At 71.4% G+C, this 18,567-nt stretch carries 11 protein-coding genes; 10 read left to right on the top strand and 1 reads right to left on the bottom strand.

The window, feature by feature from the left end:
* Positions 1–3 precede the first annotated feature (3 nt).
* Both ACWCPF_RS38485 and ACWCPF_RS38490 read left to right on the top strand, forming a co-directional pair.
* The gene (locus ACWCPF_RS38485) at positions 4–1,023 is read left to right on the top strand and encodes a TIGR03842 family LLM class F420-dependent oxidoreductase (protein ID WP_451049782.1); all 1,020 of its coding nucleotides are present in this window, start codon (positions 4–6) and stop codon (positions 1,021–1,023) included.
* A gap of 142 nt (positions 1,024–1,165) precedes the next feature.
* Entirely contained in the window at positions 1,166–2,728 is a 1,563-nt protein-coding gene (locus ACWCPF_RS38490; protein ID WP_451049783.1) for an NCS1 family nucleobase:cation symporter-1, read from the top strand.
* 107 nt (positions 2,729–2,835) lie between these two features.
* Here ACWCPF_RS38490 and ACWCPF_RS38495 read toward each other — a convergent pair whose 3' ends face one another.
* Positions 2,836–3,507 carry a hypothetical protein gene (locus ACWCPF_RS38495; protein WP_451049784.1) on the bottom strand — a complete coding sequence of 224 codons (672 nt, stop codon included), beginning with the start codon at positions 3,505–3,507 and terminating at the stop codon, positions 2,836–2,838.
* 273 nt (positions 3,508–3,780) lie between these two features.
* On the opposite strand from ACWCPF_RS38495, the gene ACWCPF_RS38500 reads away from it, so the two are divergent.
* From ACWCPF_RS38500 to ACWCPF_RS38535, 8 genes are all read left to right on the top strand, one after another.
* Positions 3,781–5,616, top strand: coding sequence for a gamma-glutamyltransferase family protein (locus ACWCPF_RS38500; RefSeq protein ID WP_451049785.1), 1,836 nt, complete (start codon positions 3,781–3,783; stop codon positions 5,614–5,616).
* A 109-nt stretch (positions 5,617–5,725) separates the two neighbouring features.
* Entirely contained in the window at positions 5,726–6,589 is an 864-nt protein-coding gene (locus tag ACWCPF_RS38505) for an inositol monophosphatase family protein (protein WP_451049786.1), read from the top strand.
* Positions 6,590–6,942: 353 nt separating this feature from the next.
* Positions 6,943–8,358, top strand: coding sequence for a phytoene desaturase family protein (locus ACWCPF_RS38510; RefSeq protein WP_451049796.1), 1,416 nt, complete (start codon positions 6,943–6,945; stop codon positions 8,356–8,358).
* A 58-nt stretch (positions 8,359–8,416) separates the two neighbouring features.
* Positions 8,417–8,926, top strand: a complete 510-nt coding sequence (locus tag ACWCPF_RS38515; protein ID WP_451049787.1) for an O-acetyl-ADP-ribose deacetylase — start codon at positions 8,417–8,419, stop codon at positions 8,924–8,926.
* A 39-nt stretch (positions 8,927–8,965) separates the two neighbouring features.
* Positions 8,966–9,103 carry a hypothetical protein gene (locus ACWCPF_RS38520; protein WP_451049788.1) on the top strand — a complete coding sequence of 46 codons (138 nt, stop codon included), beginning with the start codon at positions 8,966–8,968 and terminating at the stop codon, positions 9,101–9,103.
* Positions 9,104–9,441: 338 nt separating this feature from the next.
* A complete protein-coding gene (locus tag ACWCPF_RS38525; protein ID WP_451049797.1) occupies positions 9,442–13,698 on the top strand; it encodes a molybdopterin-dependent oxidoreductase in 4,257 nt (1,418 codons plus the stop codon).
* Between the two features lie 170 nt (positions 13,699–13,868).
* Positions 13,869–17,825 (top strand): glycoside hydrolase family 2 TIM barrel-domain containing protein, encoded by a 3,957-nt coding sequence (locus ACWCPF_RS38530; RefSeq protein WP_451049789.1) that lies wholly within the window; start codon positions 13,869–13,871, stop codon positions 17,823–17,825.
* Positions 17,826–17,904: 79 nt separating this feature from the next.
* The coding region (locus tag ACWCPF_RS38535; RefSeq protein WP_451049790.1) for an FAD-dependent oxidoreductase at positions 17,905–18,567 on the top strand (663 nt) is incomplete at its 3' end.

The following is an 18,567-nucleotide window of genomic DNA, read 5'->3' on the forward strand; positions in this document are numbered from 1 at the left end:
CACATGGACTTCGGACTCGTCCTGCAGACCGACCCGCCGGCCTCCAAGGTCGTCAGCCTGATGAAGCGCGCCGAGCGCAACGGCTTCACCCACGGCTGGACCTTCGACTCCGCGGTGCTCTGGCAGGAACCGTTTGTGATCTACAGTCAGATCCTGGCCAACACCAGCACGCTGACGGTGGGCCCGATGGTGACGAACCCGGGCACCCGCACCTGGGAGGTCACCGCCTCCACCTTCGCCACCCTCAACGACATGTTCGGCAACCGCACGGTCTGCGGGATCGGCCGCGGCGACTCCGCGATGCGCGTCGCGGGCCGCCACCCGAACACGCTCGCCCGGATCAGCGAGGCCATGAAGGTCATCAGGGCGCTCGCCTCGGGCCAGGAGGCGGACCTCGGCGGCACGGTCGTCAAGTTCCCCTGGATCAAGGAAGGCGCGAAGCTTCCCGTCTGGATGGCCGCGTACGGCCCCAAGGCGCTGAAGATGACCGGCGAGGAGGCCGACGGCTTCATCCTCCAGCTCGCCGACCTGTATCTCACCGAGTACATGGTGAAGGCCGTCCGGGACGCCGCCGTCGCCGTCGGCCGCGACCCGTCCGAGGTGAAGATCTGCGTCGCCGCCCCCGCGTACGTCACCGAGGACGACTCGCCTCAGGCCCTCGCGCACGCCCGCGACCAGTGCCGCTGGTTCGGCGGGATGGTCGGCAACCACGTCGCCGACCTGGTGGCGAAGTACGGCGAGCACTCCTCCCAGGTCCCCGAGGAACTCACCGAATACATCAAGGCCCGGCAGGGGTACGACTACTCGCACCACGGCCGCAGCGACAACCCCGACACCGCCTTCGTGCCCGACGAGATCGTCGACCGGTTCTGTCTCGTCGGACCGGTCGACCAGCACATCGAGAAGCTGACCGCGCTGCGCGAGCTGGGCGTCGACCAGTTCGCCGTCTACGACATGCACGACGCGCAGGAAGCCACCATCGACGCGTACGGGTCGCAGATCATCCCGGCCGTCAACGGCTGACCCGTCCCCCCTTCGCTCCGCTCGACTCCCCAACTCCCGAGCCCCCCACTCCAGTTCTCCCCTCCCCCCGTCGTCCCGGGGGGAGGGGACCGGAGACCCGCACGGCCTTTCCGGATCCGCCCCTCGTTTGATTGGCCTGCCCATGACCGACACCGCTCCCACGGCCATACCGCCGACCTCCCAAGTCACCCTCGCCGACGGCCGGGTGGAGATCGCCCCTGGTTCGCCGCAGCCCAGCGGCCCCTACGCCAACGAGGACCTGCTTCCCGTCCCCGTGGAGAAGCGCACCTGGACCACGTACAACTTCTCCGCGCTGTGGGTCGGCATGGCCCACAACACGGCGTCGTGGACGCTGGCCTCCGGTCTGATCGCCGTCGGCATGGACTGGAAGCAGGCGGTGCTCACCATCGCCCTGGCCAACCTGATCGTGCTGGTCCCGATGCTGCTCACCGGGCACGCCGGACCGAAGTACGGCATCCCCTTCCCGGTCTTCGCCCGCGCCTCCTTCGGCATCCGCGGCGCCAACCTCCCCGCCGTCGTACGGGCGTTGGTGGCCTGCGGCTGGTTCGGCATCCAGACCTGGATCGGCGGTGAGGCGATCTACTTCCTCGCCGGCAAGCTGATCGGCAACGGCTGGAGCGACGCCGGGAAGATCGGCGGCCACGCCTGGACGATGTGGCTGTCGTTCGCGATCTTCTGGGCGATCCAGGTCGCGATCATCTACCGGGGCATGGAGACCATCCGCCGCTTCGAGAACTGGGCGGCGCCCTTCGTCCTCGTCGGCGCGGTCGCCATGCTGATCTGGATGAGCAACAAGGCAGGCGGTTTCGGCCCGTTGCTCGACCAGCCCTCCAAGCTGGGCTGGGGCGGCGATTTCTGGAAACTTTTCTGGCCGTCTCTCATGGGCATGATCGGTTTCTGGTCGACGCTGTCGCTGAACATCCCCGACTTCACCCGGTACGGAAAGTCGCAGAGAGCGCAGACCTGGGGACAGGCTCTCGGTCTCCCCACGACCATGACGCTCTTCGCGCTGCTCTCGGTGATGGTCACCTCCGGATCGCAGGCCGTCTACGGCGAGACGATCTGGGACCCGGTACAGCTCGCCGCGAAGACGGACAACGTCTTCGGCCTGCTGTTCGCGCTGGTGACCGTGCTGGTGGCGACCCTGTCGGTGAACATCGCGGCCAACCTCGTCTCACCGGCCTTCGACTTCTCCAACATCGCGCCGCGGAAGATCAGTTTCCGGGCTGGCGCACTCGTCACCTGCGTCCTCGGCGTGCTGATCTTCCCGTGGAAGCTCTACTCCGACCCGCAGGGTTACATCTTCACCTGGCTCGGCCTGGTCGGCGGTCTGCTGGGCACGGTCGCCGGCATCCTCATCGCCGACTACTGGATCCTGCGCCGCGGCAAGCTCGACCTGATCGACCTGTACCGGGAGGGCGGCCGTTACTGGTACGCCAACGGCTGGAACTGGCGGGCCGTGGTCGCCTTCGTCACCGGCGGCGTCCTCGCCGTCGGCGGGGCGAGCTTCAAGCCGCTGATCGACGGCCGTCCCATCCCGGCGCTGGAACCTCTCGCCGACTACGGCTGGGCCGTCGGCCTCGGCACCTCCATGGCGCTGTACCTGGCCCTGATGCTGGCGCGCGGACGACAGGAACCGCAGCGGCGGGAAGAGCACGTGAAGCTGGTGAAGGACGTCGTCTGACGCTGCGTCATGCAGGAAACGGCCGGAAGAGCTGCAGAGCTCTTCCGGCCGTCCCGGGTTTCCGCTGCACCCGCTGTTTCCGCGCTGTTTCTGCTGTTTCCGTTGTCTCAGCTCTTCTTGGCGTTCTGCAGGGCGGCCACCGCTTCCTTCGCCGCCTTGATCGCACCCTTGTTGATCTCGTCGGTGGTGGGCGCCTTCTTCGTCTCGAAGTCGCTGCCGTTGTAGTTGACGACCACCAGCGCGTTGGACACCCGGGCGATGACGACGCCCTCACGGGTCTGCTGCTTGTCCTCCGTGGTCAGGTTCACTACGGAGTAGGCCTCGTTGCCGAGCCCCGGCACCGCGCCGCCGCCGCTCTTCTCAGTTGTGCGCTCCTTGTACGAACTCGTGGCCGCGTCGTCCGACTCCGTGATCTCGAAGGAGACGTCGAGCCAGCGGTAGTCGTAGCCCTTGAGCGCGTTCCACGAGCAGGTGCGGCGCAGTTCGGTGTCCGTGGACGGGATCTCCTTGCCCGCCACCTTGGCTCCGGGCACGAGCGAGGAGACGGTCTTCGCGGCCACGCCGGTGCAGGGGGCGGGCGCGGCGGCATACGTCTTCACGACGGCCTTGGAGGACGGGCCGGACGACTTCTCGGTCTGGGTCTTCTGGGTGTCCTTGGCCGCGGTGTCCTGCTCTTCGGTCAGCGGGCCGGACGACGACATCGCCCAACCCGCACAGGCGAGCACGACCACCGGGGTCAGACGCGCGGTGAGGGCGAGCGGCAGTGGGAGAGAGCGCACGGCGCACTTTCGTGGGGGACGGTGCGGACGGAGTCCGCAGTGCGGACAGGAGACGCCAGTGTCACACGACTCCCTGTGGGGCGGAAGTGCGAACTCGCTCCGTGCCTGCGCGGTGACGAAGGGGCCCGAACCTACTGGGACATCAGGGTTCTTCACCGGACATAGAGACGGCGAGGGTGTGGTGAGGGAGAGCCGAAGGAGGGGGACGGGGAGCGTGCGCTGGGTAGGTACGTACGATCGCGAGATCGGCCGCCGCGCAGTGAGGAGCCCGTTGTGTTCACCACCCGTCCCACCCTCCAGGGCACGTTCGGAATGGTGTCCTCCACGCACTGGCTGGCCTCGCAGTCGGCGATGGCCGTCCTGGAGGACGGCGGCAACGCCTACGACGCGGCCGTCGCCGGCGCCTTCGTGCTGCACGTCGTCGAACCGCACCTGAACGGGCCCGCCGGCGAGGTCCCGATCCTGCTCGCCCCGGTCGGCGGCGAGGTGCGGGTGCTGTGCGGCCAGGGCGTGGCGCCGGCCGGCGCGACGGTCGCCCACTACCGCGGGCTGGGCCTGGACCTCGTCCCCGGAACCGGGCCCCTCGCGGCAGCGGTCCCCGGCGCGTTCGACGCCTGGATGCTGCTCCTGCGCGACCACGGCACCAAGTCCCTCGACGACGTCCTGAAGTACGCCGTCGGGTACGCCGAGCACGGGCACGCGCCCGTGGACAACGTCGGCGCGACCGTCGAGACGGTCCGGGAGCTCTTCGAGACGGAGTGGACGTCGTCGGCGCAGGTGTATCTGCCCGGCGGGCAGGCGCCGCGGCCCGGCGCGCTGTTCCGCAACCCCGCCCTCGCCGCCACCTGGAAGCGGCTGCTCGCCGAGACCGCCGCCACCGCCCGGGCGGGCGACCGGGAGGCGCGGATCGAGGCCGCGCGGGAGGTGTGGCGGACCGGGTTCGTCGCCGAGGCGCTCGTCCGGCAGGCAGCCCGGCCCACGCTGGACACCAGCGGCGCGCGGCACACCGGCACCCTCACGGCCGCCGACCTCGCCGCCTGGTCCGCGTCCTACGAGGCGCCGGCCACGTACGACTGGAACGGCTGGACCGTGTGCAAGGCGGGCCCGTGGAGCCAGGGCCCCGCCCTCCTCCAGCAGCTCGCCCTGCTCCCGGCCGAGCTGCCCGGGTACGGCACCGCCGACTACGTCCATCTCCTCGTCGAGGGCTGCAAGCTCGCCATGGCCGACCGCGAGGCCTGGTACGGCGACGCGGCCGAGGTCCCGCTCGGCGAGCTGCTCGCCGCCGACTACAACGCGGACCGGCGGCGACTGATCGGCGACAAGGCCTCCTACGAGGTACGGCCCGGCAGCCCCGGCGGGCGCACCCCGCGGCTGAGCACGCACGCGTGCGTGGCGGCTGCGGACGACCCCGGCTTCAGCCCCCTGGGCGCGGGCGAGCCGACGGTCGCCCGGGGCCCGGCGTCCTTCGCACCGGGTGAGCCGGAGATCCGCGCGAACGGGGTCACCCGGGGCGACACCTGCCATCTCGACGTCGTGGACCGCTGGGGCAACATGGTCGCGGCGACGCCCAGCGGCGGCTGGCTGCAGTCCAACCCGGTCGTGCCCGAGCTGGGCTTCCCGCTCGGCACCCGGCTGCAGATGACGTGGCTGGAGGAGGGCCTGCCGAACTCGCTGACGCCGGGCCGCCGCCCCCGCACCACCCTGAGCCCCTCGATCGCGCTGCGCGACGGGGCACCGGTACTGGCCTTCGGCACGCCCGGCGGCGATCAGCAGGACCAGTGGCAGCTGCACTTCCTCCTCGCCGTCGCCCTACGCGCGCGTGTGCGCGGCGGCCTCGACCTCCAGGGTGCGATCGACGCCCCGAACTGGCACAACGACGGCTTCCCCGGCTCGTTCTACCCGCGCGGGATGCGGCCCGGCAGCGTCACCGTGGAGTCCCGGATGCCGGCGGAGGTGGTGGAGGAGCTGCGGCGGCGCGGCCACGACGTCACCGTCGGCGACCCGTGGTCCGAGGGCCGGCTGTGCGCGGTCGCCCGCGACCCGGAGACCGGGATCCTGCTCGCGGCCGCGAACCCGCGCGGGATGCAGGGATACGCGGTGGGCCGCTGACGGGAGCGCGTTCCTGTTGACGGGTGCGCGTTCCGGTTCTTCATCCCGATTCCACCCGTGATGCACCCTGCGGGCGGGGATTGTCAGTGGGGCGTGCTCTCATGGAGGCATGATCGAAGACAAGGAAACCATCGACGAGTTTCTCGCCCGCCGCTCGGCCGACGTCGAGGAGGCGGTCCGCGGGGCCGCCGCGGCCGAGATCATGCCCCGCTTCCGGCAGCTCGCGGCGCACGAGGTCGACCAGAAGAGCGGCCCCCACGACCTGGTCACGGACGCCGACCGGGGCGCCGAGCTGTTCCTCACCAAGGCCCTCGCCGCCCTCCTGCCCGGCTCGGTCGTCGTAGGCGAGGAGGCCGTGCACGCCGACCCGGCCACGTACGAGGCGATACAGGGCGACGCACCGGTGTGGATCGTCGACCCGGTCGACGGGACACGACAGTTCGTGCGCGGCGAGGACGGCTTCTGCACCCTGGTCGCACTCGTCCGCCACGGCGTCCTGCTCGCCTCCTGGACGTACGCTCCGGCCCGCGACCAACTGGCCACGGCCGTCAAGGGCGGCGGCGCGTTCCTGGACGGCGAGCGGCTGTTCGCCGGTCCGCCCGAGCCCGGCCGCGACCTGACGGTGGCCACCTCGCACCCCGACTACACGACCGACGCGCAGAAGCGCGCCCTGCTCGCGCTGTGGACGGACGGCGTCGCACCGCGCGCGTGCGGATCCGCCGGACTCGAGTATCTCGCCATCGCCCGGGGCGAGTTGGACGCCACGGCCTTCTCCTGGGAAGCGGCCTGGGACCACGCGGCCGGACTGCTGCTGGTCGAGGAGGCGGGCGGCGCCCACCTCACCCTCACCGGCGAGCCGTTCCGCGTCACAGGCGGCAACGCCCTGCCCTTCACGGCGGCCCGGGACGCGGCGACGGCCCGCAGGGTCTCGGGACTGCTCTCGGGCGTCGACCGGCTTCGCGACATCGCCTGAGCGGGGCGGGGCGGCGCGGGGCCGTGCGGGGCGGCGCGGGGCCGGTTCAGAGCAGCGCGGTACGGGGTGGCGCGTCGGGGTGTGGCGCGTTGGGGGCGGGCTGATGCCGCGCGGGCATCGTGCCGAGCGACCGGCCGCCCCGCCGAGCGACCGGGCGCAGCGCCGAGCGACCCGGACCCGTGCCGAGCGATCCGGGGCATCCTGCCGAGCCACACGGGCGTCTCGGCCGGTTCGGCGTTCCGGCCGGTTCGGGCCCCCGGGCCGCGGGCGTTGTCGTACCCCCGGCATATCCTGACTGCGGGGCCACCGGTTTACGGCGGTCACCGGCTGACGAAGGGGTCGAAGTGCCGTCGATGCTCGATGCGGTCGTGGTGGGAGCGGGGCCCAACGGGCTGACCGCGGCGGTGGAGCTGGCCCGACGCGGCTTCTCCGTGGCGATCTTCGAGGCGCGGGACACCGTGGGCGGAGGAGCCCGCACCGAGGAACTCACCCTGCCGGGCTTCCGCCACGACCCGTGCTCCGCCGCGCACCCCCTCGGCATCAACTCGCCCGCGTTCCGCGCCCTGCCCCTGGAGCGCTACGGCCTGGAGTGGCTGCACGCCGAGCTGCCCATGGCGCATCCGTTCCTCGACGGCAGCGCCGCGGTGTTGTCCCGCTCGGTCGCCGAGACGGCCGCGTCCTTCGGGCCACGGGACGCGGGCGCGTACCGCCGTCTGGTCGAGCCCTTCCTGCCCAGGTGGGACACCCTGGTCCGCGATTTCATGTCGCTGCCGCTGACCGCGCTCCCGCGCGACCCGGTCACCCTGGCCCGGTTCGGCCTGGTCGGTATGCCCCCGTCCAGCTGGCTCACCCGCCGCTTCCGGGACGAGCCGGCCAAGACCCTCTTCGCCGGCCTCGTCGCCCATGTCATGGCCCCGCTGAGCGGCTTCGCCACCGGCGCCGTCGGCCTGGTCTTCGCCCTCGCCGCGCACGCCCGCGGCTGGCCGGTGGCCCGCGGCGGCTCCCAGTCCATCTCGGACGCCCTGGCGGCCTACCTGGAGGACCTCGGCGGCAGCGTCCACACCGACTACGAGGTCAAGCGCCTCGACGATCTGCCGCCGGCCCGCGCGTACGTCTTCGACACCTCGCCCACCGCCCTCGCCCGTATCGCCGGTTTCGGCGACCACTACGCGGGCTACAAGTACGGACCGGGCGTCTTCAAGATCGACTACGCGCTCGACGGCCCGGTTCCGTGGACCGCGAAGGAGGCCCGCACCGCCGGCACCGTGCAGATCGGCGCGGACAGCGCGGAGATCGGCGCCGCCCTGCGCGCCCCGTCCCGGGAGGGCCGGGCGCCCGACAGACCCTTCCTGATCACGGTGCAGCCCAGCGTCGTCGACCCCACCCGGGCCCCGGCCGGCAAGCACGTCTTCTGGGCGTACGGCCATGTGCCCAACGGCTGGACGGGCGACCTCACCGACGCGATGGAACGCCAACTGGAGCGGTTCGCCCCGGGTTTCCGCGACCGCGTGCTCGCCCGCGCCACCGCGGGGCCCGCCGAGCTCGCCGCCCGCAACGCCAACTACATCGGCGGGGACATCGCCTCCGGCGCGGCCTCCGGGCTCCAGATCCTGCTGCGCCCCAAGCTGACCGCCTTCCCGTACGCCACCCCGCACCCGGCCGTCTTCATCTGCTCCGCGGCCACCCCGCCCGGCCCGGGCGTGCACGGCATGTCGGGCCACAACGCGGCCAAAGCCGTGTGGCGCAGCCTGCGGCGGCAACGGCGATAAAGGCGACAACGGCGATAAAGCCGAGCGATCGGCCGGTCCCGTTGCTATACACGCAGCCATGACCACGATCACGCTCGTCCAGGGCGACATCACCCGGCAGTCGGTGGACGCCATCGTCAACGCGGCCAACTCCTCCCTGCTCGGCGGAGGCGGTGTCGACGGCGCGATCCACCGCCGGGGCGGCCCCGCGATCCTCGACGACTGCCGTCGGCTCCGCGCCTCGCACTACGGCAAGGGCCTCGCCACCGGGCAGGCCGTCGCCACCACGGCGGGCGAACTGGACGCCCGCTGGGTGATCCACACCGTCGGCCCGGTGTACAGCGCGGGCGAGGACCGCTCCGAGCTGCTGGCCTCCTGTTTCCGGGAGTCGCTGCGGGTCGCGGACGAGCTGGGCGCGCGCTCCGTCGCCTTCCCGGCGGTCTCCGCCGGCATCTACGGATGGCCGATGGAGGACGCCGCCCGGATCGCGGTGGAAACGGTGCGCGCGACGCAGACCTCGGTGGAGACGGTCACGTTCGTCCTCTTCGACGAACAGGCTTACACGGCGTTCGCCGCGCGCCTCGGTTGAGCGCTGTGCTCCGCGCGCAGGCAGCCGACGCCCCGCTCGATGCCCCGCGACCTGCTGCACCGCATCCCCGGCCCGGCCGACGACAAGGGCGTGGCCCGTGAGGAGGTCCGGGAGCGACCGGCGAGCTGCACGAACCGTGTCTTCGGCGCGGGCTCGGCCGCGGCCCCCTCGCACTGATCCGGCCTGCGCCCGCCGGCTTCTGCTCTCGCTTCCGGTCCTGGAACCCCTGCGTGGCCGCCCAGGTAGCCTTCCTACCTGCGGAGCGGAAGGCGGCGCTCACACCCGGCCGCGCTGCGCTGTGCGCCGGGGTTAACTCCTGGCGGCCGGTCCGGGAGACACCTGCGTAATGCGCGGTTCGTACCGTCACAGAGGCTTGCAGAGGCTCTCACCAGGCCGATCGTCAGCAGGACCGCAGAACGAAAGGGGCGCCCGTGGCCGTGCCGGACCCGCGGACCGACAGCGCGACCGAGACGAAGGTGCGCACGGTCTGCTCGTACTGCGGCGTCGGCTGCGGCATGGTCCTCGACATCGGCCGCGGACCGGACGGCCGCCGTACGGTCCTGAAAGCGGTCGGCGACAAGCAGCACCCGGCGAACTTCGGCCGGCTGTGCACCAAGGGCGCGACCACCGCCGACATGCTCGCCGCGCCCGGCCGGCTGACCAGCGCCCTGGTCCGCTCGGACCGCGGCGAGGAGCCCGAGCCCGCCCCCGTGGACGCGGCGGTCGCCGAGACGGCACGGCGGCTGCGCGCGATCGTCGACGAGCACGGCCCGGACGCCGTCGCCCTGTACGTCTCCGGGCAGATGAGCCTCGAAGCGCAGTACCTCGCGAACAAACTCGTCAAGGGTTACCTCCGCAGCAACCAGATCGAGTCGAACTCCCGGCTGTGCATGGCCAGCGCCGGAACCGGTTACAAGCTGTCTCTGGGCGCCGACGGCCCGCCCGGCTCGTACGAGGACCTCGACAAGGCGGACGTCTTCTTCGTCATCGGCTCCAACATGGCCGACTGCCACCCGATCCTGTTCCTGCGGATGATGGACCGGGTCAAGGCGGGCGCCAAGCTGATCGTCGTCGATCCGCGGCGCACCGCAACCGCGGCGAAGGCGGATCTGTTTCTGCAGGTCAAGCCGGGTACCGACCTGGCCCTGCTGAACGGTCTGCTGCATCTTCTGCACGAGAACGGGCACACCGACCCCGACTTCGTCGCCGCGTACACCCAGGGCTGGGAGGCGATGCCGGAGTTCCTCGCCGACTACCCGCCCGCGACCGTCTCGGAGCTCACCGGCATCCCGGAGACCGACCTGCGCGAGGCTGCTCGGCTGATCGGCGAGGCGGGGGAGTGGACCAGCTGCTGGACCATGGGCCTCAACCAGTCCACGCACGGCACCTGGAACACCAACGCCCTGGTGAACCTGCATCTCGCGACCGGCGCGATCTGCCGCCCCGGCAGCGGTCCCTTCTCCCTCACCGGCCAGCCCAACGCCATGGGCGGCCGGGAAATGGGTTACATGGGGCCCGGACTCCCCGGCCAGCGCTCCGTCCTCGTCGACGCCGACCGCGCCTTCGTCGAGGAGCTGTGGGGGCTCGAACCGGGCGCGATCCGCGCGGACGGCGTCGGCAAGGGCACCGTCGAGATGTTCCGGAAGATGGCCGACGGCGAGATCAAGGCCTGCTGGATCATCTGCACCAACCCGGTCGCCTCCGTCGCCAACCGCAGGACGGTCATCGAGGGCCTGGAGGCCGCCGAGTTCGTCGTCACCCAGGACGTCTTCGCCGACACCGAGACGAACGCGTACGCCGACGTCGTCCTGCCCGGCGCTCTGTGGACCGAGACCGAGGGCGTCCTGATCAACAGCGAGCGCAACCTCACCCTCGCCCGGCCCGCCGCCGACCCGCCCGGCGAGGCCACGGCCGACTGGCGGCTCATCGCGGCCGTCGCCCGAGCGATGGGTTACGAGAGCGGTTTCTCGTACGACAGCGCCGAGCAGATCTTCGAGGAGATCAAGCGCGCCCACAATCCGCAGACCGGCTACGACCTGCGCGGAGTGACCTACGAGCGGCTGCGTGACACCCCGGTGCAGTGGCCGGCCGCCACCGCCGACGGGCCCGACCGCAACCCGATCCGCTATGTGAACGAAGACGGTTCCCTCACGTTTTCCACGGCGTCCGGCCGCGCCGTCTTCCACCCGCGTCCGCACGTTCCGGCCGCCGAGATGCCGGACGACGACTATCCGTTCGTGCTGAACACCGGCCGTCTCCAGCACCAGTGGCACACCCTGACGAAGACCGCCAAGGTCGCCAAGCTCAACAAGCTCGATCCCGGCCCGTTCGTCGAGGTGCACCCCGAGGACGCGGCCGCGCTCGGCCTGGCCGACGGCGACTCCGTCGAGGTCGCCTCCCGGCGCGGGCGGGCCGTGCTGCCGACCGTCGTGACCGACCGCGTCCTGCCCGGCTCCTGTTTCGCGCCGTTCCACTGGAACGACCTCTTCGGCGAGTACCTGAGCGTCAACGCGGTCACGAGCGACGCCGTCGACCCGCTGTCCTTCCAGCCCGAGCTGAAGGTCTGCGCGGTGTCGCTGACGAAGGTGTCGACACCGGTTACCGTCCATGCTCCGGCAGCCGAGACCCCGGCCGGGCAGAACCTGGCAGTGCGGAACCCGGCCGCGCAGAACCTCGCCGCACGGCCGTCGGCGGCTGTCGTCCCCACCGCCGTCGGGCCCTCCGCCGTCCAGCCGTCCGCCGTCCAGTCTTCCGCGGCCGCCGTCTTCGGACTGGAGCCCAGCCCGCCGCCGGTCCTGAGCGAGCTGGAACGGCGCTATCTGGTCGGCTTCCTCGCCGGTATCCCGGCCGGCGCCCCGGGCGTGCCGGTCCTGCCGCCGGACGCGCCCTTCAGCCCCGAGCACGCCCTGTGGGTCAACGGCACCCTCGCCGGCATGTACTCCCGCACCGGGGCCGTACCGCCCGCGCCGACCGCGACCCCGACCCAGACCGCTTTCCCGACGCGGCGAGTCGTGATCCTGTGGGCCTCGCAGACCGGCAACGCCGAGGACTTCGCCGCCGCCACCGCCGAACGGCTCACCGCGGGCGGCCACGCGGCCTCCCTCGTCGCCATGGACGAGGCCGACCCAGCCGCCCTGCCCGCAGGCGCCGACCTGCTGCTGATCACCAGCACCTTCGGCGACGGCGACGCCCCCGACAACGGCGCCGGCTTCTGGGACGGCCTCGCCGAGCTGGGCACCGGCCGCCTGGAAGGCCGACGCTACGCCGTCCTCGCCTTCGGGGACTCCTCCTACGACGACTTCTGCGGACACGGCCGACGCCTGGACGACCGGCTGGACGAGCTCGGCGCGGTCCGGCTGGCCCCGCGCACCGACTGCGAACCGGACTACGAGACGGAGGCGGAGGCCTGGCTCGACCAGGTCGTCACCGCGCTCAAGGAAGCCACAGAACACCTCCCCACGGAACACCTCCCCACGGCACACCTCCGCACGGAACACCTCCCCACGGAACTCCCGCCCACGGCCCCGATGCCCCCGATGCCCGCCGTACCCGCCGGGTCCCCCGCCCCGGGGTCGCCGCCCGCGCTCACCCCGGACGCCGTTCCCGTCGTCGTCACAGAGGCCGTTCCCGCCGCCCCGCCCCGCGCCCGGCGTCCCGCCCCCGTCACGGCCCGCCTCACCGGCAACCGGCTGCTCAGCCTGAGCGGGTCCGGCAAGGAGGTCCGGCGGTTCACCTTCGACACCCGTGACAGCGAGACCCCGCTCGTCTACGAGGCCGGCGACGCGCTCGGCGTCCGGCCCCTCAACTCCCCGGAGCTGGTGGCGGAGTGGCTGACCGTCACCGGGCTCGACGCGCACGCGTGCGTGCAGGTGAACGGCGTCGGTGAGGTAGCCCTCGGCGAGGCACTGCTGCGCCATCTCGACATCACCCGGATCACCCCGGCCCTGCTCCGCTTCACCGCCGACCGCACCCGAGACCCGCGCGAGCTGCGCAAACTGCTGCGCCCCGACAACAAGGACGAGCTGGCGAAATGGTCCTGGGGCCGGCAGGCCGTCGACGTGGCGGCCGAGTCCGGCGTCCGGGCCGACGCACAGGAGTGGGCCGAGGTGCTGGGACGGCTGCAGCCGCGCCTGTACTCCATATCGTCCAGCCCGCTGACCGACCCCCACCTGGTCTCGCTCACCGTCTCCGTCGTCCGGTACGAGAACCTGGCCGGCCGCCCCCGGCAGGGCGTCTGCTCGCCCTTCCTCGCCGACGCCGCGCCCGGCACCGAGGTCCCGGTCCATGTGCAGCGCTCCCCGCACTTCCGGCCGCCCGCCGATCCGGCGACCCCGATGGTGATGGTCGGACCGGGCACCGGGGTGGCGCCGTTCGTCGGGTTCCTGGAGGAGCGCCGGGCGCGCGGGCACCGGGCGCCCAACTGGCTGTTCTTCGGCGAGCAGCACCGGGCGACGGACTTCTACTACCAGGACGACCTCACCGCGCTGCAGGCCGACGGCACCCTCGCCCGTCTGGACACGGCCTTCTCCCGTGACCAGCGCGTCAAGATCTACGTCCAGGACCGGATTCGCGAGCACGGCTCCCACCTGTGGTCCTGGCTCCAGGACGGCGCCCACTTCTACGTCTGCGGCGACGCCTCCCGTATGGCGAAGGACGTCGACCGGGCCCTGCGCGAGGTCGCGGTCGTCCACGGCGGTCTGAGCGAGCCGGAGGCGGCGGCCTATGTGAAGCAACTCGCCTCCGACAAGCGGTATGTGAAGGACGTCTACTAGAGACGCCTACCGACGGGTTTTCTCTGCATCAAGTCGCGTTGCGCCGAAGAGAGTTGATATTCGGTCATTTCGGCGCGTCAATGTTCGTTTTATCAACAGGAGTGGACAAGATCTGACGCACCCTCCGTCCGTGCGAAGCCGCACGGTTCGCCCTGAGGAAGGTCGTGGTCATGTCGCACCCGCATGTGTCGCCCATGGACCGGCCGGACCGCCTGCAGCGGGTGGAGCCGGACAGCCCCGAGCGGGTAGAGCCGGATCGCCCGCCCCGGGCGGTCGTCAGCCGTCGTCGTCTCCTCGAAGGGTCGGCGGCCGCCCTCGGCGCGCTCGCCCTGTCCGGACCGCCCACCGCCCACCGGGCCGTCGCGGCCGACGGCACGCCCGAGTGGAACGGCCGCATCGACGTCTTCCGCCTCGGCACCGAAGCGCCGCACACCACCCTGATGCCGTACGCCGACCTCGACCAGGCCCTCGCCGCCGACCGCACCCGCTCCCCGTACCGGCTGAGCCTCGACGGACGGTGGAAGTTCGCGCACGCCGACCGCCCCGACGACCGGGACGTCGACTTCCACCGGACCGACGTCGACGACAGCGACTGGGACACCGTCCCCGTCCCCTCCGCCTGGCAGTTGCACGGTTACGACCGACCGATCTACATCAACATCACCTACCCGTGGTGGGGCCCCAACGGCCTGGGCGAGGAGGCGCAGCCGCCCGTCGCCCCCACCCGCTACAACCCCGTGGGCCAGTACCGCCGCTCCTTCACGGTCCCGCGCGGCTGGGCGGGCAGACGGACCTTCCTTCACTTCGAAGGGGTCAAATCCGCCCACTACGTGTGGATCAACGGGGAGATGGTCGGTTACCACGAGGATTCCTACGACCCGGCCGAGTACGACATCACCGCGCACCTCAAGCCGGGCGCCAACCAGATCGCCGTGGAGGTCTACCGCTACTCCGACGGCGACTGGCTGGAGGACCAGGACATGATCCGGCTGAGCGGCATCTTCCGCTCGGTCTACCTGTACTCCACGCCGGCCGTGCACCTGCGCGACTTCCGGCTGGACACCCCGCTGAGCGACGACCACAAGGCGGCCGAACTGTCGGTCACCGCCCATGTGCGCGACTACGGCGGGGACGGCGCCGGCCGCTACTCGGTCGAGACCCAGCTCTACGACGCGGAAGGGCACCCGGTGTGGTCCCGGCCGCTGCAGCAGGCCGTCGCGCTCGGCTCCGGCGAGGAGAAGACCGTCCAGGCGGCGAAGGCCGTGCCCGCGCCCCGGCTGTGGTCGGCCGAGCACCCGGAGCTCTACACGGCCGTGCTCCGGCTGCGCGACCCGGCCGGCAAGGTGATCGAAACCGTTTCCCACCGCGTCGGCCTGCGTGAGTTCGCGCTGCGGAACGGGCTGATGCGCATCAACGGCAAGCCGGTCTCCCTCCGCGGCACCAACCGCCACGAGATGCACCCGATCCGCGGCTCGGCGCTCACCCGCGCGGACCTGGTCGAGGACATCGGCATCATCAAGCGGCTGAACATCAACACCGTCCGCACCTCGCACTACCCCAACAACCCGCTCTGGCTGGAACTCGCCGACGAATACGGTCTGTACCTGGTCGACGAGACCAATCTGGAGACCCACGGCATCCGGGGCGAGTACCCCGGCGACCACGCCGAGTGGACGGCGGCGTGTGTGGCCCGCGCCCAGAACATGGTCCACCGCGACAAGAACCACGCGTCGGTCGTCATCTGGTCGCTCGGCAACGAGGCGGGCGGCGGCAGCACCTTCCACGCCATGCACGACTGGATCCGCTCCTACGACACCACCCGTGTCATCCAGTACGAGGGCGACGACCGCCCCGGCATCAGCGACATCCGCTCCGAGATGTACGACAGCCCCGCCCGCGTCGAGGCGCGGGCCAAGGACACGGCCGACACCCGGCCGTACGTGATGATCGAGTACTCCCACGCGATGGGGAACTCCAGCGGAAACTTCAAGAAGTACTGGGATCTGGTCCGCCGCCACGAGGTGCTGCAGGGCGGCTGGATCTGGGACTTCGTCGACCAGGCCCTCGACTGGCCCACCCCGGCCCGCACCCTGCTCACCGAGACCGGGCCCGCCGCCCTGCGCGGCGAGATCGTCGCCCCGAGCGGCGCCTTCACCCGCGAGGAGGGCGTCTCCGGCGGAACCGTTTTCGCGCGTGACGCCACGCTCGACCTCACCGGGTCTCTCACCCTGGAGGCCTGGATCACCCCGCACGTAACCGGTTACCACCAGCCCATCCTGGCCAAGGGCGACACCCAGTACGCCCTCAAGCAGACGAACCAGAGGCTGGAGTTCTTCATCTACGGCAGCGGCCAGTGGATCACCGCGAGCTGGGCGCTGCCGGACGGCTGGACCGGCGTCGAACACCATGTGGCGGGCGTCTTCGACGCGGCGGCGGGCACCCTGACCCTTTACGTCGACGGCTCGGTCCGGGCCACCCGGAGCACCACCGTGCGCCCCGCCGTCAACACCGCGCCGCTGTCCCTGGCCACCGATGTCGACAACCCGACCCGCGAGTTCAGCGGCACCGTCAGACGGGCCCGGGTCCATGCCAGGGCGCTGAGCGCCGTCGAACTGGCCGCCGGCGACCGTGGCCCCGGCGACGACGGCGTCCGGTTCTGGTTCGACGCCGCCACCGTCGGCCTGACCGAGAAACGGCCCCGCGACAGGACGTTCTACGCCTACGGCGGCGACTGGGGCGACAACCCCAACGACGGGGCCTTCTCCGGCGACGGCATCGTCACCGCCGACCGCGGACTCACCGGAAAGTCCGCCGAGGTCAAGCGGATCTACCAGGCGATCAACGCCGCACCGGCCTCGGGCGACCGGCTCGCCCCCGGAGCCGCGGTCACCCTCACCAACGAATACCTCTTCACCGACCTCCGTGCGTTCGACGGACGTTGGGAGCTCGTGGGCGACGGCGCAGTCGTGCAGCGCGGAAAGCTGAGCCGCGCCCAGCTGGACGTGGCGCCGCTGTCCGCCAAGGACATCACCGTGCCCTTCAGGGCGCCGGGCGACCCGGCGCCGGGCGCGGAGTACTTCCTGCAGCTGTCGTTCACCTCCCGCGAGGCAACGAAGTGGGCGAAGGCCGGCTTCGAGGTGGCCAGGCAGCAACTCGCCGTCGACGCAGGCAGCCCCGCTGTCACGCCCGTGTCCCTGGACGGCGTCCCGGCGCTCGGCCACCGGGACGGCGCCGCGTCGGTCACCGTCACGGGCGAGGACTTCTCGGTCGTCGTCGACAAGAAGACCGGCGTCATCACCTCGTACGAGGCCGGCGGCGCCCGGCTGATCTCCTCCGGACCGGCCCCGAACTTCTGGCGGGCCCCCACCGACAACGACCGGGGAAACGGCCAGCACACCCGCAACCAGACCTGGCGCGACGCCGGCGCCCGCCGCACGGTGACCGGCGTGAGCGTACGGGCGCTGCGCGACGACCGGGCCGTCGAGATCAGGGTCGCCGGCACCCTGCCCACGACGACGCCGTCCACGTACACCACCGTCTACACCGTTTTCGGAAACGCTGAGATCAAGGTCGACAACACCCTGCACCCGGGCGCGGCCTCGCTGCCGTACATCCCGGAGGTGGGCACGCTGCTGTTCCTGCCCGGCCGCTTGGAGCACCTGCACTACTACGGGCGCGGCCCCGAGGAGAACCACTGGGACCGCAACGACGCCACCGACGTCGGCCTGTACTCCGGCACCGTCACCGGCCAGTGGACCTCCTACCTGCGGCCGCAGGAGAACGGCAACAAGACGGACGTCCGCTGGGTCGCCCTGACCGACGGCGAGGGCGCCGGTCTGCTCGTCTCCGGCGAACCCCTCCTGGAGGTCAACGCCTCGCACTTCACCCCCGAGGACCTCTCGGTCGGGGCCCGCCACGACTACCAGCTCACGCCCCGCAAGGAGGTCGTACTGCGCCTGAACCACCGGCAGATGGGCGTCGGCGGCGACAACAGCTGGGGCGCGCACACCCACGACGAGTACAAGCTGTTCGCCGACCGGGACTACGCGTACACCTACCGGCTGCGGCCGTTGACCGACGTCGACCGTGCGACGGCCGCGTCACGCCGGCCCACGGCCACGCAGTAGCGCGAGGCACGAGCGGGGCTGCGTGGGTACCGTTTCCCGAGGTAGAAGGAAACGGTACCTACGGAAGAGGAACCCTCCCATGGTCGAGCAGGACGAACGCTTCGACGTCGTGGTCCTGGGCGCCGGTCCCGGCGGCTATGTGGCCGCGGTCCGGGCCGCCCAGCTGGGCAAGCGCGTCGCGGTCGTCGAGGAGAAGTACTGGGGCGGCGTCTGCCTGAACGTGGGCTGCATCCCCACCAAGGCCCTGCTGCGCAATGCCGAACTCGCCCACATCTTCACGCGCGAGGCGAAGACCTTCGGCATCAAGGTCGAGGGGCAGGTCTCCTTCGACTACGGCGAGGCGTTCCGCCGCAGCCGCAAGGTCGCGGACGGCCGGGTCAAGGGCGTCCACTACCTGATGAAGAAGAACAAGATCACCGAGTTCGACGGGCGCGGCGCGTTCGTCGACGACCGCACGCTGCGGGTAACCGGTTACGACGGCGAGACCCGGACCATCGGTTTCGACCACTGCATCATCGCCACGGGGGCGACGCCCCGGCTGCTGCCCGGCACCAAGCGCAGCGCCAGGGTCGTGACGTTCGAGGAACAGATCCTCGCCGAGGACCTTCCGCAGTCCATCGTGATCGCGGGCGCCGGCGCGATCGGCATCGAGTTCGCGTACGTCCTGCACAACTACGGCGTGAAGGTGACGATCGTCGAGTTCCTGGACCGGCTGGCCCCGCTGGAGGACGTCGAGGTCTCC

It is taken from the genome of Streptomyces sp. NPDC001858, from assembly GCF_053594615.1.

Excerpts from the sequence above, each read along its gene's own strand:
- ACWCPF_RS38530 (WP_451049789.1), top strand. The coding sequence starts at position 13,869 with ATGTCGCACCCGCATGTGTCGCCCATGGACCGGCCGGACCGCCTGCAG.
- ACWCPF_RS38515 (WP_451049787.1), top strand. The coding sequence starts at position 8,417 with ATGACCACGATCACGCTCGTCCAGGGCGACATCACCCGGCAGTCGGTG.
- ACWCPF_RS38525 (WP_451049797.1), top strand. The coding sequence starts at position 9,442 with ATGGTCCTCGACATCGGCCGCGGACCGGACGGCCGCCGTACGGTCCTG.
- ACWCPF_RS38485 (WP_451049782.1), top strand. The coding sequence starts at position 4 with ATGGACTTCGGACTCGTCCTGCAGACCGACCCGCCGGCCTCCAAGGTC.
- ACWCPF_RS38510 (WP_451049796.1), top strand. The coding sequence starts at position 6,943 with ATGCTCGATGCGGTCGTGGTGGGAGCGGGGCCCAACGGGCTGACCGCG.
- ACWCPF_RS38520 (WP_451049788.1), top strand. The coding sequence starts at position 8,966 with ATGCCCCGCGACCTGCTGCACCGCATCCCCGGCCCGGCCGACGACAAG.
- ACWCPF_RS38490 (WP_451049783.1), top strand. The coding sequence starts at position 1,166 with ATGACCGACACCGCTCCCACGGCCATACCGCCGACCTCCCAAGTCACC.
- ACWCPF_RS38505 (WP_451049786.1), top strand. The coding sequence starts at position 5,726 with ATGATCGAAGACAAGGAAACCATCGACGAGTTTCTCGCCCGCCGCTCG.